This is a genomic window from Stenotrophomonas sp. ATs4 (assembly GCF_051861585.1).
Taxonomy (GTDB): domain Bacteria; phylum Pseudomonadota; class Gammaproteobacteria; order Xanthomonadales; family Xanthomonadaceae; genus Stenotrophomonas; species Stenotrophomonas maltophilia_AS.
Window position 1 is genome coordinate 20,763 of the sequence record NZ_JBLYPK010000013.1, and the last position, 16,628, is coordinate 37,390.

Consider the following 16,628-nt stretch of genomic DNA (forward strand, 5'->3'; position numbering starts at 1 on the left):
GCGGCAAACCCGGCAACAAGGCCGTGAGCAGTAGATCCACGCCATGCGTGGATGGGATGGATCCTGAAGCCGTGCGAACCTAGGTTCGCACCCACCAGAGCGGTTTCAGTAGATCCACGCCATGCGTGGATGGATGGATCCAGAAGCCGTGCGAACCAAGGTTCGCACCCACCAGAACGGTTTCAGTAGATCCACGCCATGCGTGGATGGATGCATCCAGGAGCCGTGCGAGCCAAGGTTCGCACTCACCACAACAGTTTCAGTAGATCCACGCCATGCGTGGATAGGATGGATCCAGAAGCCGTGCGAACCAAGGTTCGCACCCACCCGAATCAGCCCGCGGTCAGTCGACCAGACGCAGTCGCAGTTCCTTCGGCAGTGCGAACACCATCGACTCCGGCTCGCCATCCAGCTCGCCCACGCCGTTGGCGCCCAGCTCGGCCAGGCGTGCCAGCACGCCATCGACCAGCACCTGCGGCGCCGAGGCACCTGCGGTGACACCGATGTGCTGCTTGCCCACCACCCATGCCGGATCGATCTCGTGCGCGCCGTCGATCAGGTACGACTCCACGCCTTCACGGCGGGCCAGCTCGCTCAAACGGTTGGAGTTGGAGCTGTTCGGCGAACCGACCACCAGCACCAGGTCGCAGCGCTTGGCCAGATCGCGCACGGCGTCCTGGCGGTTCTGCGTGGCGTAGCAGATGTCGTCGTTCTTCGGGCCCTGCATCGCCGGGAAACGCGCACGCATGGCCTCGATGATGCCGCGCGTATCGTCCACCGACAGCGTGGTCTGGGTGGTGTAGGCGAAATTTTCCGGCTGGTTGATCTGCAGCGTGGCCACCTGCTCCACGTCTTCAACCAGATAGATCTGGCCGGTACCGGCTTCGCGGTTCCACTGCCCCATCGTGCCTTCCACTTCCGGGTGGCCGGCATGACCGATCAGCACCACGTCACGGCCGGCACGGCAGTGGCGGGCGACTTCGAAGTGGACCTTGGTCACCAGCGGGCAGGTGGCATCGAACACCTTCAGGCCACGGCGCTCGGCTTCCTGGCGCACGGCCTGGGACACGCCGTGGGCGCTGAAAATGACCGTGTTGTTGTCCGGCACTTCGTCGAGTTCTTCAACGAAGATCGCGCCGCGCTGCTTCAGGTCGTCGACCACGAAGCGGTTGTGCACCACTTCATGACGGACATAGATGGGCGCGCCCAGCGTTTCGATCGCGCGCTTGACGATCTCGATCGCACGATCGACACCGGCACAGAAGCCACGCGGGTTGGCGAGCAACACATCCATCAGTCAGGTCTCCCGGCAGCGGCCGGCTTACGGTTTCGGGTTGGCATTATCCGCCTTTTTGGCGGACTTGCCTTCGAACAGGCCAAACAGGGCGATGCCGATGGCACCCACCACGATGGCCGAATCGGCGATATTGAACGAGGGCCAGGTGTAGCTGCCCACGTACCATTGGATGAAGTCGACCACGTGGCCGTGCACCTGGCGGTCGATCACGTTGCCGATGGCGCCGCCGATGATCAGCGCATAGGGCACCGCGGCCTTCCAGTTGCCACGGGCAGTGCCGCGCAGCCACCAGGCCATCAGGCCGCTGATGGCGATCGCCAGCACGGTGAAGAAGTGCTTCTGCCAGCCACCGGCGTCGCTCAGGAAACTGAACGCCGCACCGGTGTTATAGGTGCGGTACCAGTTCCAGAAGCCGTCGATGACCACCACCGGCTGGAACTCCGGCAGGCTCGACAGGACCCAGGCCTTGGACCACTGGTCCAGGCCGATGATGGCCGCCGACAGCAGCAGCCAGACCAGGGCGTTCGGATGCGGACGGGGCGCGGCCATCAGAACCAGCTCCGCACTTCACCGGCACCGGTGATGTTGCTCACGCAGCGGCCGCACAGCTCCGGATGATCGGCACTGCTGCCGACGTCGGCGCGGTGATGCCAGCAGCGCACGCACTTGGCCTTGGTGGTTGGCTGGGCGCTGACAAACACCTCGTCGGTGGTCGCCGGGCGCACCTGCACGTCGCCACTGATGAACAGGAAACGCAGCTCATCGGCCAGCGGCTGCCAGCGCGCGGCCTGCTCTTCGCTGGCGGCGATGGTGATCTCCGCTTCCAGTGCGGCACCGATCGCACCGTTGGCACGCATCGGCTCGAGCACCTTGGCCACCTGCTCACGCACGGCCAGCAGCTGGTCGAAGTCGGCGGCGTTGAGCTGTGCATCGGTCGGCAGCGGCGCCAGGCCGTCGTACCAGGTGGCAAACAGCACGTGGCCGGCACGTTCGCCCGGCAGATAGCCCCACAGCTCGTCGGCGGTGAAGGTCAGGATCGGCGCGACCCAGCGGGTGAACGCTTCGGCGATGTGGTACATCGCGCTCTGTGCCGAACGGCGACCGTGTGAATCGGTCGGCATCGTGTACAGGCGGTCCTTGGTCACGTCCAGGTACAGCGAGCCCAGGTCCACGCTGCAGAAGTTCAGCAGCAGCTGCACGATCTCGGCCATGTTGTAGCCGTCGTAGGCTGCCTTGATCTTCTCCTGCAACTCCCACGCGCGGTGCACGATCCAGCGGTCCAGCGCGACCATCTGGTCCAGCGGCTGCAGGTGCTGGGCCGGATCGAAGCCGTCCAGGTTGCCGAGCAGGAAGCGTGCGGTGTTGCGCAGGCGGCGGTAGGCGTCGGCGTTGCGCTTCAGGATCTCCTGCGACAGCGACATCTCGTTGCTGTAGTCGGCCGAGGCGATCCACAGGCGCAGGATGTCCGCGCCCAGCTTGTTCATGATGTCCTGCGGCTCGATGCCGTTGCCCAGCGACTTGGACATCTTGCGGCCGTGCTCGTCCACGGTGAAGCCGTGGGTCAGGCACTGCTTGTACGGCGCGCGCTTGTCGATCGCCACGCCGGTCAGCAGCGAGGACTGGAACCAACCGCGGTGCTGGTCGGAACCTTCCAGGTACAGGTCGGCCGGCTTGCCGAAGCCACGCGCGGCGAGCACGCCTTCGTGAGTGACGCCCGAATCGAACCAGACGTCGAGGATGTCGGTGACCTTCTCGTAGTCGCCCGCCTCGGCGCCCAGCAGTTCAGCGGCATCCAGCGAGTACCACACGTCGATGCCCTCGGCTTCGACGCGGTCGGCGACCTGCTGCATCAGCTCCACCGAACGCGGGTGGATCTCACCGGTCTGGCGATGGGTGAACAGTGCGATCGGCACGCCCCAGGTGCGCTGGCGCGAGATGGTCCAGTCCGGGCGACCGTCGACCATGCTCTGGATGCGCGCCTTGCCCCAGCTCGGGAACCAGCCCACGGTGTCGATGGCGGCCAGCGCATCGTTGCGCAGGTTGGCCTTGTCCATCGAGATGAACCACTGCGGGGTAGCGCGGAACACCACCGGCGTCTTGTGGCGCCAGCAGTGCGGGTAGCTGTGGCGGATCGGATGGAAGGCCAGCAGCGAACCGTTGTCGCGCAGCACGCCGACGATGGCCTCCTGCGCCTTCCACAGGTGCTGGCCGGCCAGCACCACGTCACCGGCCGGCGGGGTCGATTCCAGATACACGCCACGGCCGTCGACCGGAGTGATCTGGCCGGCGTTGTACTTGTCCAGCAGGCCGTATTTCTGGCTGACCACGTAGTCTTCCTGGCCGTGGCCGGGGGCGGTGTGCACCGCACCGGTACCGTCTTCGTCGGACACGTGTTCGCCGTTGAGCACCAGGATCTCGCGCTGCGGGTAGAACGGGTGCGACAGCAGCTGGTTTTCCAGCGCCGAGCCCTCGGCTTCACCGTGCAGCACCACCGCGTCCACGCCGTAGCGCTGCAGTGCGCGCTCGGCCAGCGCCGCGGCCAGCACCAGCCAACGACGCTTGCCGTTGTGGGCCGGACCTTCGGCCAGCACGTAGCGGATCTCCGCGCCCAGCGACACCGCCAGCGAGGCCGGCAGCGTCCACGGGGTGGTGGTCCAGATCGGCACGGCCACTTCAACGTCGGCCGGCACGCTCACGCCGAACGCTTGGCCGATGGCCTGCGCATCGCGTGCGGCGTAGGCCACGTCGATCGCCGGCGACTCTTTTTCCTGGTACTCGATCTCCGCTTCGGCCAGCGCCGAGCCACAGTCGAAGCACCAGTACACCGGCTTGGCGCCACGCAGCAGGTGGCCGTTGGCCACGACCTTGGCCAGCGCACGGATCTCGTTGGCTTCGAAATCGAAGCTGAGGGTCTTGTAGGGGTTGTCCCAGTCACCGGTCACGCCCAGGCGCTTGAAGTCCACGCGCTGGATGTTGATCTGCTCTTCGGCGAATTCGCGGCACTTCTGCCGGAACTCGACGGCGTCGAGCTTGGTGCCGACCTTGCCCCACTTCTTTTCGACCGCGATTTCGATCGGCAGGCCGTGGCAATCCCAGCCCGGCACGTAGGGCGCATCGAAGCCGGCCAGGTAGCGCGACTTGACGATGATGTCCTTCAGGATCTTGTTGACTGCGTGACCCAGGTGGATGCGGCCGTTGGCGTACGGCGGGCCGTCATGCAGCACGAACAGCGGGCGGCCGGCGGCATTGTCGCGCAGCTGCTGGTAGAGCCCCTGCTCTTCCCACCGCGCCAGAATGCCCGGCTCGCGCTTGGGCAGATCGCCGCGCATCGGGAATTCGGTGGCTGGCAGGTTCAGGGTGGTCTTGTAGTCCTGGCTCACGCAGTGGCTCGCAATCTATGTTCGGAAAGGATGGCACGCGCCTGTTCGGCGTCGCGGTGCATCTGGTCGGTCAATGCCGCCAGATCATTGAATTTCTCTTCGTCGCGCAACTTCGCTACGAACTCGACTTCGATGTGGCGCCCGTACAGATCGCCCTGGAAATCGAACAGGTGGGCTTCCAGCAACGGCTCCACACCCTCCACCGTCGGCCGCGTGCCGAAGCTGGAGACCGAGGGCCAGGGCTGATCGAACACACCATGCACCCAGGTCGCGTAGATGCCCGACAGCGCCGGGGTCTTCGGGAACCGCAGGTTGGCGGTGGGGAAGCCCAGCGTACGGCCAAGCTGGCGCCCACGCACCACCCGGCCGCTGATCGCGTACGGGCGACCGAGCAGGTCGCCGGCACGGGCAAAGTCGCCGTCCTGCAATAGCTGGCGGATGCGGGTACTGGAAATGCGCTCACCGTGCAGGTCGACCGCTTCGATCTCGCCAGCGGTGAAGCCCAGCTCCGCACCCAGCGCCTGCAGCAGGGCCAGGTCGCCACGGCGGCGGTTGCCGAAGCAGAACTCCGGGCCGATCCACACTTCGCGGGCACCCAGACGCTTGGTCAGCAGCTGGCGCACGAAGGTCTCGGCCGGCATCGCCGCCATCGCCGCGTCGAAACGCAGCAGGCCGATCGCATCGACACCGAGTTCGCGCAGGATCTCGACCTTGCTGCGTGCGAGGGTCAGCCGCGGCGGCGGCGTGCCCTGGGCAAAGAATTCACGCGGCAGCGGCTCGAAGGCCACAGCCACTGCGGCCACGCCCAAGGCGCGCGCGCGGGCAACCGCGTGGCGGACCAGCGCTCGATGGCCCAGGTGGAGGCCGTCGAATGCACCGATACAGACCACGCTTCCGTTGGGGAACAGCTCCCCGCCCTCGACGCTTCTGAACAGCCTGCTCATCAACTCTCGTTCCGGCCCGACCGGGGCCGCCGTTTCAATGGTGTAACCCTGAAGTATAGCCGCCACGGGCCGCGATCAATGCCCGCGCAGGTCGCGTGGGCGGAAGCCCATCGCCACCATGGCCACCGCGTAGGTCGCGCCACCGCCGCCCACCAGCAATGCAAGGGCACCGATCCGCTCCCACACGCCCATCGCCGAGAAGCCCGGCAGCCAGTACAGCAGCGCCAGCAGCACGCCGACCATCGCCATGCAGGCTACAACCAGCCGCAGCAGATAGCCGCTCCAGCCGGGCCGACGCTGGTAGACATCGGTCTTGCCCAGCCAGTACCAGAGCAGCCCCAGGTTCAGGTAACTGGACAGCGCGCTGGCAATGCCCAGCGCCAGATGCAGGCCTGGCTGCTTGCCCAGCGCGGTCATCACGCCCTGCGCCTTCAGCTCGTCGGGCACCATCACCTGGTACAGCACCGCCAGCAGGGCGAAGTTGAACACCATGTTGGCCACCAGCGCAGCCACGCCTGCACGCACCGGAGTCTTGGTGTCCTGGCGCGCATAGAACGCCGGCAGCACCACTTTCAGCAGGGCGAACGCCGGCAGGCCGAAGCTCAGGCCGTACACCGACAGCGCAGTCATGCGGGTATCGAAGGCGCTGAACTGGTTGTGCTGGAAGATGGTCGCGATCAGCGGTTCGGCCAGCAGCAGCAGACCTAGCATGGCCGGCACCGAAATCAGCAGGGTCATGCGCAGGCCCCAGTCCAGCGAGCGCGAGAAGCCCTCGCGGTCGGTGCTGACGTGATGACGGGCCAGCGCCGGCAGGATCACCGTGCCCAGAGCCACACCGAACACCCCCAGCGGCAGCTCCAGGAAGCGGTCGGCCAGCGACAGCCAGGACTGCGAGCCGTCAGTCAGCTTGGCGGCGATGACCGTGTCCAGCAGCAGGTTGATCTGCGCCACCGAGGAACCGAACAGGGTCGGCACCATCAGCGTCATCACCTTGCGCACGCCTGGATGGCTCCAGCCCCAGCGCGGCAGGGTCAGCAGGTTGATGCCCTTCAGTGATGGCAGCTGGAACAGCAGCTGCAGGACGCCGGCGGCCAGCACCGCCCAGCCCAGCGCCAGGATCTGCTTCTCCGGGGTGCCGCCCAGCCGCGGCGCCAGCCACAGCGCGCCGGCGATCATGCACAGGTTGAGGATGACCGGGGTCAGCGCCGGCATCGCGAAGCGCTGGAAGCTGTTCAGCGCGCCACCGGCCAGTGCGGTCAGCGAGACAAACAGCAGGAACGGGAAGGTCAGGCGGAACAGGTCGACCAGCAGACCCTGCTTCACCGGATCGGTATCAACGCCACTTGAGAAGACCGAGGCCAGCTGCGGCGCGAAAATCAGCGCCACGGCGGTGACCAGCATCAGCACCCCACCCAGGGTGCCGGCGGTACGGGCCATCAGTTCGCGCAGCTCGGCGTGGCTGCGGGTCTCCTTCACTTCCGTGAACACCGGCACGAAAGCGGTGGCGAAAGAGCCTTCGGCGAACAACCGGCGCAGGAAATTGGGTACCCTGAAGGCAACCCAGAACGCATCGGTGACCGCATTGGTGCCGAACGTGGTGGTGATCACCTGGTCCCGGACAAGTCCGAGTACCCGCGAGACCATGGTCATGCTGCTGAACGACAGCAGGCCTCGCAACATCTTCGGTGAACTCACTCAGCGTCCCTCTTGACAATCGACTTGACGTGCATTTCTCGGGCCATCATACTAGCTAGCTTGCTGTTCCCATAACACCGATTTTTTCAGGAAACCACCACCGTGGCCAATATCAAGTCCGCCAAGAAGCGCGCCAAGCAGACCGTCGTGCGCAACGCGCGCAACGTGGCTCAGCGCTCGATGCTGCGCACCGCTGTCAAGAAAGTGATCAAGGCGCTGGACGCCAACGATGCCGCCGGCGCCCAAGCCGCCTTCGCCGTTGCCCAGCCGATCCTGGATCGCTTCAGCGCGCGTGGCCTGATCCACAAGAACAAGGCTGCTCGTCACAAGAGCCGCCTGAACGACCGCATCAAGGCCCTCCAGGCCGCCTGATCCGGTTGGTTGCCGGGGCCCTGGCTCCGGCAGCACGCAAAAACCCGGCCCAGGTCGGGTTTTTTTGTTGCCTGCGATCTGGCCCGGTAGCGCCGGCCGCTGGCCGGCAACCCCAGTGAATTGCCGGCCAGCGGCCGGCACTACCGGGAAACAAAAAACCCGGCCGAAGCCGGGTTTTTCGCACGGAACCACAACAGGCATTACTGCGCGTTGCGGGCTTCCAGCTCGTCTTCCTTCTGGCGATCGAAGAACGCCATGATCCGGCTCATGATCGGGAAGGTGCCTTCACGACCCAGCGCGGAGACCAGGAACCACGGCTCCTTCCAACCCAGCTCGGCGACGATCTGCTCGGCGGCTGCCTTGGCCTCGTCCTCGAACATCAGGTCAGCCTTGTTCAGCACCAGCCAGCGCGGCTTCTGCAGCAGCTCCGGATCATGCTTCTCCAGCTCGCGCTCGATGGCACGCACCTGCTCGACCGGGGAAATTCCTTCGACGCCGCCTTCCATGGGGGAAATATCCACCAGGTGCAGCAGCAGGCGGGTGCGCTGCAGGTGGCGCAGGAACTGCGCGCCCAGGCCGGCACCGTCGGCGGCACCTTCGATCAGGCCGGGAATATCGGCAATCACGAAGCTGCGGTAGTTCTCCACCTTCACCACACCCAGGTTCGGGTACAGCGTGGTGAACGGGTAATCGGCTACCTTCGGCGTCGCCGCTGAAACGGCGCGGATCAGGGTGCTCTTGCCAGCGTTGGGGAAACCCAGCAGGCCAACGTCGGCCAGCAGCTTCAGCTCCAGCTTCAGCGTGCGCTCTTCGCCCGGCTCGCCCGGCAGCGCCTGGCGCGGCGAGCGATTGGTCGAGCTCTTGAAATGCATGTTGCCGAGGCCACCACGGCCGCCCTGGGCTACCAGCAGGCGATCGCCATGCTGGGTCAGGTCGCCGATGATTTCATCGGTGGCGACGTTGATGATCACGGTGCCGACCGGCACGGTGATGGTCAGGTCTTCGCCGCCCTTGCCATAGGCCTGGCGACCCATGCCGTTCTCGCCGCGCTGCGCCTTGAAGATGCGGTCATGGCGGAAGTCGACCAGGGTGTTCAGGTTCTCGTCGGCGCGGATGTACACGCTGCCGCCCGCACCGCCGTCGCCGCCGTCCGGGCCGCCGAGCGGAATGAACTTCTCGCGACGGAAGCCAATGCAGCCGTTGCCGCCGTTGCCGGCGAACACTTCGATTTCTGCTTCGTCTACCAGTTTCATTGTTTCGATGCCTGCGATGGGCGCGGCCTGTGCGCCGTCGCCTTGAATGTAGTGCCGGGCCCTGCCCTGCAACCGGGCGATGCCCGTTTTACCACTGATTCCAACGAAAAGCCCCGCCAAAGCGGGGCTCTTCATGCAGCGCTCTCTTCATCCAGCACGGCCATGCCGGAGCACGGCCGCTGGACGCAGCCGTATCAGGCTTCGACCGAGACGATGCTGACGGTACGACGCTTCTTGGCGCCCTTGACCGAGAACTCCACCTTGCCGTCCACGAGGGCGAACAGGGTGTGGTCACGGCCCAGGCCAACGCCGGAACCCGGGTGGAACTGGGTGCCGCGCTGACGCACGATGATGTTGCCGGCTTCGATGGCCTGGCCGCCGAAGATCTTGACGCCGAGGTACTTCGGGTTGGAGTCGCGACCGTTGCGCGAAGAGCCTACGCCTTTTTTATGTGCCATGACCTATCTCCTTACTTGCTGCCACCGGCAATGCCGGTGATCTCGATTTCGGTGTAGTACTGACGGTGACCCTGGCGCTTCATGTGGTGCTTGCGGCGACGGAACTTGATGATCCGGACCTTGTCAGCACGACCCTGGGACAGGACGGTGGCGGTGACCGCAGCGCCGCTCAGGGCGTCGCCGATCTTGATGCCATCGCTGTCGCCGAGCAGCAGGATGTTGTCGAACTTGATCTCGCTGCCGACTTCGACTTCGAGCTTTTCAATGCGGAGCTTTTCGCCCTGCGCCACGCGGTATTGCTTACCGCCGGTGACCAGTACTGCGTACATGACCAGACTTCCTCTGTAGTTATTGTGGTCTATGGACTGTCGCCATCGAGGGCGGACAGGAGCGGAATTGTACGCAGAGGCGCCAAGGCGGGTCAAGTCAACCCCCTGAACGACCGGGACGGCCGGCACGGCACGGGGTCAGATCCCTTTTCACATTGTGAAAAGGGATCTGACCCCTGCCTGTCGGGCGGTCTCAGCAGGTGAGACACCGGGCTGGCATTGTCGCCCATTGCCCCCATCTGGTCACCTCGGTAGGCTGACCGATTGCCGTTCCCTGCTGGCCCGGCATCCAGCCAACGCCCCCACAACCGGATCCCCCATGGCGATGGATTTCATCCGCATCCGCGGCGCGCGGACGCACAACCTGAAGAACCTCGACCTCGACCTGCCCCGCGACAAGCTGATCGTGATCACCGGCCTGTCCGGTTCGGGCAAGTCGTCGCTGGCGTTCGACACCATCTATGCAGAAGGCCAGCGCCGCTACGTCGAGTCGCTGTCGGCCTATGCACGCCAGTTCCTGAGCGTGATGGAAAAGCCGGACCTGGACCACATCGAGGGCCTGTCCCCGGCGATCTCGATCGAGCAGAAGTCGACCTCGCACAACCCGCGTTCGACGGTCGGCACGATCACCGAAATCTACGACTACCTGCGCCTGCTGTACGCACGCGTGGGTACGCCGCGCTGCCCGGACCACGGCTACCCGCTGGAAGCGCAGACGGTCAGCCAGATGGTCGACCACGTGCTGACGCTGGACCCGGAGCAGCGCTACATGCTGCTGGCGCCGGTGATCCGCGACCGCAAGGGCGAGCATGCCCAGGTATTCGACCAGCTGCGCGCGCAGGGTTTCGTGCGTGTGCGCGTGGATGGCCAACTGTATGAGATCGACGAGGTGCCGGCGCTGGCGCTGCGCCAGAAGCACACCATCGAAGCGGTGATCGACCGTTTCCGTCCGCGCGAGGACATCAAGCAGCGCCTGGCCGAGAGCCTCGAAACCGCGCTGAAGCTGGGCGACGGCATGGCCTCGGTGCAGTCGCTGGATGCGGCAGATGCAACCCCGACGCTGTTCTCCTCCAAGTATTCCTGCCCGGTCTGCGATTACTCGCTGCCGGAACTGGAACCGCGCCTGTTCTCGTTCAACGCACCAATGGGCGCCTGCCCCGGCTGCGACGGCCTGGGCATGGCCGAGTTCTTCGATCCCTCGCGCGTGGTCGTACACCCGGAGCTGTCACTGGCCGCAGGTGCCGTGCGTGGCTGGGACCGCCGCAACGCCTATTACTTCCAGCTGATCGCCTCGCTGGCCAAGCACTACACGTTCGACGTGGACGCGGCGTGGAACTCGCTGCCGGCCAAGGTCCAGCAGGCCGTGCTGTACGGCAGCGGCGATGAAGCGATCACCTTCACCTACTTCACCGAGGCCGGTGGCCGCACCCAGCGCAAGCATCGCTTCGAAGGCATCATTCCCAACCTCGAACGCCGCTACAAGGAAACCGAATCGCCGGCGGTGCGCGAGGAGCTGTCCAAGTACATCAGCGAACGGCCGTGCCCGGAATGCAACGGCGCACGCCTGAACAAGGCTGCGCGCAACGTGTTCGTGGCCGACCGTCCGCTGCCGGAGCTGGTGGTGCTGCCGATCGACGAGGCCCTGAAGTTCTTCAGCGGGCTGAGCCTGCCGGGCTGGCGCGGCGAGATCGCATCGAAGATCGTCAAGGAGATCGGTGAACGCCTCGGCTTCCTGGTCGATGTGGGCCTGGATTACCTGACCCTGGAGCGCAAGGCCGACACCCTGTCCGGTGGTGAGGCACAGCGCATCCGTCTGGCCAGCCAGATCGGCGCCGGCCTGGTCGGCGTGATGTACGTGCTCGACGAACCGTCGATCGGCCTGCACCAGCGCGACAACGAGCGCCTGCTCGGCACCCTCACCCGCCTGCGCGACCTGGGCAACACGGTGATCGTGGTCGAGCATGACGAAGACGCGATCCGCCTGGCCGACTACGTGCTGGACATCGGTCCGGGTGCGGGCGTGCACGGTGGCGAGATTGTCGGCCAGGGCACCCTGCAGGACATCCTGGAGGCACCACGCTCGCTGACCGGCCAGTACCTGTCGGGCAAGCGCGCGATCGAGATCCCGGCGCGCCGGCATACGCCGAACCCGAAGATGACCCTGCACCTGCGCGGGGCGACCGGCAACAACCTGAAGGGCGTGGACCTGGCGATTCCGTCAGGCCTGCTGACCTGCGTGACCGGCGTGTCCGGCTCGGGCAAGTCGACCCTGATCAACGACACGCTGTTCTCGCTGGCCGCCAACGAGATCAATGGTGCCTCGCATCCGATCGCCCCGTACAAGGAGATCGATGGCCTGGACCTGTTCGACAAGGTGGTGGACATCGACCAGTCGCCGATCGGCCGCACCCCGCGTTCGAACCCGGCCACCTACACCGGCCTGTTCACGCCGCTGCGCGAACTGTTCGCACAGGTTCCCGAGGCGCGTGCGCGCGGCTACTCGCCGGGCCGCTTCAGCTTCAACGTGCGCGGTGGCCGCTGCGAGGCCTGCCAGGGCGACGGCCTGATCAAGGTCGAGATGCACTTCCTGCCGGACGTGTATGTGCCCTGCGATGTGTGCCATGGCAAGCGCTACAACCGCGAGACGCTGGAGATCGTATACAAGGGCTTCAACATCAGCGACGTGCTGGAAATGACCGTCGAGGACGCGCTGAAACTGTTCGAGCCGGTGCCGTCGATCGCACGCAAGCTGGAAACGCTGGTGGACGTGGGCCTGAGCTACATAAAGCTGGGTCAGAGCGCGACCACGCTGTCCGGCGGTGAAGCGCAGCGTGTGAAGCTGTCCAAGGAACTGTCGCGCCGCGATACCGGCCGCACCCTGTACATCCTTGACGAGCCGACCACCGGCCTGCACTTCCACGACATTGAAGCGCTGCTGGGCGTGCTGCACAAGCTGCGCGACGAAGGCAACACGGTGGTGGTGATCGAGCACAACCTCGATGTGATCAAGACCGCCGACTGGATCGTCGATCTTGGCCCGGAAGGCGGCCACCGCGGTGGCACGATCCTGGTAACCGGCACGCCGGAAGACGTGGCGGCCTGCCCGCAGTCGTATACCGGCCAGTTCCTGGCCCGCATGCTGCCATCCACCAACGCACGCCCGGAACAACCGGCCGCCGTGGCCAACAAGCCCGATGCGCGCCCGCCGCGTAAGGTGAAGCCTGAGAAGCCCGCGAAGAAGGCCGCCGCCGCCAAGAGCACCGGCAAGGCCAGCAAGACCGCTACTGCCAGCAAGAAGAAAAAGGACGCCTGATGAGCAGCGAACACAAGATCCTGGCCCGCATCCCGATCAGCGTGCGCTGGCGTGACATGGACAGCATGGGCCACGTCAACAACGCCAAGTACATTTCCTATCTGGAGGAAGCGCGCGTGCGCTGGATGCTGGGTGTGGACGGCGTGTCGATGACCGACCGCATCGCACCGGTGGTGGCCGCGACCAACGTCAACTACCGGCTGCCGATCGTGTGGCCCAACGACATCCTGGTCGAACTGTTCGTCGAGCGCCTGGGCAACAGCAGCGTGACCATCGGCCATCGCATCGTCGACCAGCAGGACGACTCGAAGCTGTATTCCGACGGCAACGTGGTGGTGGTGTGGATGGACACGCAGACCGGCAAGAGCGCGCCGCTGCCGGATGCGATCCGCAACGCATCTACCTGAAACGCTCTGGTGGGTGCCGACCTTGGTCGGCACGCTTCGGCGGCAATGAGGTTGCCGGCCAGCGGCCGGCACGACCGACACCGATCAAAGGACTGACATGATCCACCAGACTGAACTGCGCGACCTGCTGCCCGGCATGGTCCCCTTCCCCACCGATGTCTTCCCTGCCGACCAGGCCTGGCTCGGCCAGCACCTGCTGCCGCTGCTGAGGATTGACCTGGGTGCGCTGCGACCGGAACTGGCGGGCCAAGTGGCAACGATGCTGTGCCCGATCGAGCCGTATGACGGCTGCATCGGCGAGACCACCGAAGAACACCACAACGATTTCACCGGTACCAACTGGATCGCCTTCGAACTGACCGCCGGCAACCAGATGCGCTTTCTCGGTGACGAGGGCTATTTCATCGGTGACCAGGTGCAGGACAAGCACGCCCTGAAGCACATCACAGAGATGCGCCAGAGCTACAGCAAGGCGCAGGCGTACTTCCAGCAACATCGGCGCTTGGCCAGCTACTCGCGTTATGGCGATGGTGAGCCAGGCGAGCAGGCTTATCTCGATGTGCTGGGCGGGCAGATTTCGACCGGCAACTGGATCGAGACTGCAGAGATTCCAGTCGCCTTCACGCTTGAATTCACTGAAGCTGCGGACGATCGGCATGCGCCGGACGATGCCGAGCGCGCGATCATTACCCGCGACGGCCACCCATTCTTCGCCGTGGCCGAAGTGGCCGGCTACAACTGGTGCGCCACCGGCGCCGATGCGATCGTGATGCTGTACGAGCCGGTAAGCCGCACGGTGTTGTTCTCGTACGACTGGTCGTAAGCCTCTACCGCGCTGCGCGCTCGCCGGGCATGGCCCGGCGCTACCGCGGTCGATTTGCCCATGATGCCCGGCGGAACGAGCGCCGCGTTAACGCGCGGCCTTGCGCACGATCAACGTCGCGCCGGCTTCACCTCCCCCCTCAAGCTGCAGCCGCAACGGCAGCGCCTGCCCCTCCTTCAATGCACCCTTGCCCTGCATCAGCATCAGGTGCAGGCCACCGGGCTTGAGTTCAGCGCGCGCGCCCGGTGCCAGCGGCAGGCGCTCGATCGCGCGCATCCGGCTGACGCCATCGACAATCGTGGTCTCGTGCAGCGACACATCACCGAAGCCGCTGCTGCTCGCACCAGTGATCGCCACCGCCTTGCTGCAGCCGTTGTGGATCACGCCGTAGCCCGCCGTCATCGGCATCGCCGGATTCGGCGGCAACCGCGCCCAGCCCTGCTCCACCGTGACGCACGCAGGTTCTGCCGCCGAAGCCGGTGCTGCAGCCGCACACAGAACCAACAGTACGCCAACGCATGGTTTGGTTATCATCGCCCAGGTTCCTTCTTCGCAACGAGACCGCAGCATGACGACGCTCATCGAGGTGATCAACCATGGACCCATCCGCGAACTGCGCCTGGCGCGGCCGCCGGTCAACGCACTGGACACCGAACTGTGCCGGCAGTTGATCCACGCCATCGAGCTGGCCATGGCCGAGGACGCGCACGGCATTGTGCTGTCGGGCAGCGAGCGCGTCTTCACTGGCGGCATGGATGTGCCCCATCTGCTCTCGCATGGCGATGACAAGCACAAGTTGTTGGACACCTGGAACGCCTTCTTTGGCGCCGTGCGCACGCTGGCCGAGAGCCGCATCCCGGTGGTCGCGGCGATCACCGGCCACGCCCCGGCGGGTGGCTGCGTGCTGGCCCTGTGCTGCGACTACCGGGTGATGGCGCGCAGCGCCGATCCGTCGCGGCCGTATGCCATCGGCCTGAACGAAGTACAGGTCGGCCTGATCGCACCGGAGGGCATCCAGCGCCTGCTGCGCCGTGCGGTGGGCGTGCACCGCGCCGGCGTCCTGCTGACCACCGGCTCGCTGGTGCCGGCCGAACAGGCGGTGCAGATCGGCCTGGTCGATGAACTGGCCGAGGGTGACCTGGTGGTCGCGCGTGCGGTGGCCTGGCTGCAGAACCTGCTCAAGCAGCCGCGCCAGCCGATGCTGCTGACCCGCGCGATCGCCCGTGCGGACCTGCACGTAGCGCTGCAGCCGGACCTGATCCAGCTCGACCGCTTCGTCGAAGCCTGGTTCGCCCCGGACGCACAGAACGCCCTGCAGGCGCTGGTCGCCCGGCTGGGCAAGTAACGGCCGCCCCCCGCCCGAGGTCAGAGCCCTTTCGCAAAGCGAAAGGGATCCGACCCCTGACCGGTATAATCGGGGCCTCTTCATTGCTGTGGCCGCCCCCTTGAACGACACGCCCGAACCCGTCGTCTCCGAGCTGATCGACCTGCTCACCCTGGAGCGGCTGGAGGACAACCTGTTCCGCGGGCAGAGCCGCGACATCGGTACCAAGTACGTGTTCGGCGGGCAGGTGCTGGGCCAGGCGCTGGCTGCGGCGCAGGCCACGGTCGACAACGGCCGCCACGTGCATTCGCTGCACGCCTACTTCCTGCGCGCCGGCAACATCGATCACCCGATCGTCTACGACGTGGACCGCACCCGCGATGGCGGCAGCTTCTCGGTGCGCCGGGTCACTGCAATCCAGCACGGCAAGGTGATTTTCTTCTGCGCGGCCTCGTTCCAGCAGGCCGAAACCGGCGCCGAGCACCAGCACAAGATGCCCGAAGTGCCCCAGCCAGAAGACATCGAGCCGAACCGCCCACTGCCGGCCGAAGTGCTGGAACGGCTGCCGATCAAGGTGCAGCGCTGGCTGTCGCGCGGCGGCCCGTTCGAGTTCCGCCATGTCTATCCGCGCGATGAACTGAATCCGCCCAAGCGCCCGCCCTACCACCAGGTGTGGCTGCGCCTGAGCGAGCCGGTCGGTGATGCGCCCGAGCTGCACCAGGCCCTGCTGGCCTACGCCTCCGACTTCCACCTGCTGGGCACGGCGACGTTCCCGCATGGCATCAGCTACTACCACCCGCACGTGCAGATGGCCTCGCTCGACCACGCAATCTGGTTCCACCGCCCGTTCCGCGCCGACGACTGGCTGTTGTACTCGCTGGACAGCCCCAGCGCGCAGGATTCGCGTGGCCTGGCCCGTGGCCAGTTCTTCACCCGTAATGGCGTACTCGTCGCCAGCACCGCGCAGGAAGGCCTGATCCGCGTCGTTCCCGACCAGGCCGCAGCCGCCGCCGTGCCGGCCAAGGATTGATCC

Annotated in this window: 15 protein-coding genes; 6 read left to right on the plus strand and 9 right to left on the minus strand. The window is 65.7% G+C overall.

The features are described from left to right. Positions 1 to 343: 343 nt before the first annotated feature. The 5 genes from ispH to murJ all read right to left on the minus strand — a co-directional run bounded on the left by ispH (position 344) and on the right by murJ (position 7,301). Positions 344 to 1,294 carry a 4-hydroxy-3-methylbut-2-enyl diphosphate reductase gene (gene ispH, locus ABR323_RS19685; protein ID WP_439450511.1) on the minus strand — a complete coding sequence of 317 codons (951 nt, stop codon included), beginning with the start codon at positions 1,292 to 1,294 and terminating at the stop codon, positions 344 to 346. A 27-nt stretch (positions 1,295 to 1,321) separates the two neighbouring features. Beyond that, on the minus strand, positions 1,322 to 1,846 hold the full coding sequence (gene lspA / locus ABR323_RS19690; RefSeq protein ID WP_135272732.1) for a signal peptidase II: 525 nt from the start codon (positions 1,844 to 1,846) through the stop codon (positions 1,322 to 1,324). Continuing rightward, the gene (gene ileS, locus ABR323_RS19695) at positions 1,846 to 4,677 is read right to left on the minus strand and encodes an isoleucine--tRNA ligase (RefSeq protein ID WP_439450512.1); all 2,832 of its coding nucleotides are present in this window, start codon (positions 4,675 to 4,677) and stop codon (positions 1,846 to 1,848) included. The genes lspA and ileS overlap by 1 nt, the downstream gene beginning before the upstream one ends. Next, positions 4,674 to 5,621 carry a bifunctional riboflavin kinase/FAD synthetase gene (locus tag ABR323_RS19700; protein ID WP_439450513.1) on the minus strand — a complete coding sequence of 316 codons (948 nt, stop codon included), beginning with the start codon at positions 5,619 to 5,621 and terminating at the stop codon, positions 4,674 to 4,676. Before ABR323_RS19700 ends, ileS begins: the two co-directional genes overlap by 4 nt. A 75-nt stretch (positions 5,622 to 5,696) precedes the next feature. Further along, positions 5,697 to 7,301, minus strand: coding sequence for a murein biosynthesis integral membrane protein MurJ (gene murJ / locus ABR323_RS19705; RefSeq protein WP_439450514.1), 1,605 nt, complete (start codon positions 7,299 to 7,301; stop codon positions 5,697 to 5,699). A 117-nt stretch (positions 7,302 to 7,418) separates the two neighbouring features. Here murJ and rpsT point away from each other — a divergent pair, with 117 nt between their 5' ends. Beyond that, positions 7,419 to 7,688, plus strand: a complete 270-nt coding sequence (rpsT, locus tag ABR323_RS19710) for a 30S ribosomal protein S20 (RefSeq protein WP_025873851.1) — start codon at positions 7,419 to 7,421, stop codon at positions 7,686 to 7,688. Between the two features lie 200 nt (positions 7,689 to 7,888). Here the strand turns inward: rpsT and cgtA are convergent, their stop codons facing one another. From cgtA to rplU, 3 genes are all read right to left on the minus strand, one after another. Then, on the minus strand, positions 7,889 to 8,941 hold the full coding sequence (gene cgtA, locus ABR323_RS19715) for an Obg family GTPase CgtA (RefSeq protein ID WP_324809013.1): 1,053 nt from the start codon (positions 8,939 to 8,941) through the stop codon (positions 7,889 to 7,891). Positions 8,942 to 9,135: 194 nt separating this feature from the next. Further along, positions 9,136 to 9,399: a 50S ribosomal protein L27 gene (gene rpmA, locus ABR323_RS19720; RefSeq protein ID WP_439450515.1), complete on the minus strand. Its 264-nt coding sequence runs from the start codon at positions 9,397 to 9,399 to the stop codon at positions 9,136 to 9,138. An 11-nt stretch (positions 9,400 to 9,410) separates the two neighbouring features. Beyond that, complete coding sequence (gene rplU, locus ABR323_RS19725; RefSeq protein WP_004148331.1) at positions 9,411 to 9,728, minus strand: 50S ribosomal protein L21; 318 nt, start codon at positions 9,726 to 9,728, stop codon at positions 9,411 to 9,413. 319 nt (positions 9,729 to 10,047) lie between these two features. Here rplU and uvrA point away from each other — a divergent pair, with 319 nt between their 5' ends. From uvrA to ABR323_RS19740, 3 genes are all read left to right on the plus strand, one after another. Beyond that, positions 10,048 to 13,041: an excinuclease ABC subunit UvrA gene (uvrA, locus tag ABR323_RS19730; RefSeq protein WP_439450516.1), complete on the plus strand. Its 2,994-nt coding sequence runs from the start codon at positions 10,048 to 10,050 to the stop codon at positions 13,039 to 13,041. Further along, positions 13,041 to 13,448: an acyl-CoA thioesterase gene (locus ABR323_RS19735; protein WP_088435939.1), complete on the plus strand. Its 408-nt coding sequence runs from the start codon at positions 13,041 to 13,043 to the stop codon at positions 13,446 to 13,448. Before uvrA ends, ABR323_RS19735 begins: the two co-directional genes overlap by 1 nt. Positions 13,449 to 13,545: 97 nt before the next feature. Next, complete coding sequence (locus tag ABR323_RS19740) at positions 13,546 to 14,271, plus strand: enolase (protein ID WP_439450517.1); 726 nt, start codon at positions 13,546 to 13,548, stop codon at positions 14,269 to 14,271. A gap of 87 nt (positions 14,272 to 14,358) precedes the next feature. On the opposite strand, the gene ABR323_RS19745 is transcribed toward ABR323_RS19740, so the two are convergent. Continuing rightward, entirely contained in the window at positions 14,359 to 14,805 is a 447-nt protein-coding gene (locus tag ABR323_RS19745) for a copper chaperone PCu(A)C (protein WP_439450518.1), read from the minus strand. Between the two features lie 34 nt (positions 14,806 to 14,839). Here ABR323_RS19745 and ABR323_RS19750 point away from each other — a divergent pair, with 34 nt between their 5' ends. After that, complete coding sequence (locus ABR323_RS19750; RefSeq protein ID WP_012510409.1) at positions 14,840 to 15,616, plus strand: enoyl-CoA hydratase/isomerase family protein; 777 nt, start codon at positions 14,840 to 14,842, stop codon at positions 15,614 to 15,616. 88 nt (positions 15,617 to 15,704) lie between these two features. Further along, the gene (gene tesB, locus ABR323_RS19755; RefSeq protein WP_004148214.1) at positions 15,705 to 16,625 is read left to right on the plus strand and encodes an acyl-CoA thioesterase II; all 921 of its coding nucleotides are present in this window, start codon (positions 15,705 to 15,707) and stop codon (positions 16,623 to 16,625) included. The last annotated feature ends 3 nt before the right edge of the window (positions 16,626 to 16,628 follow it).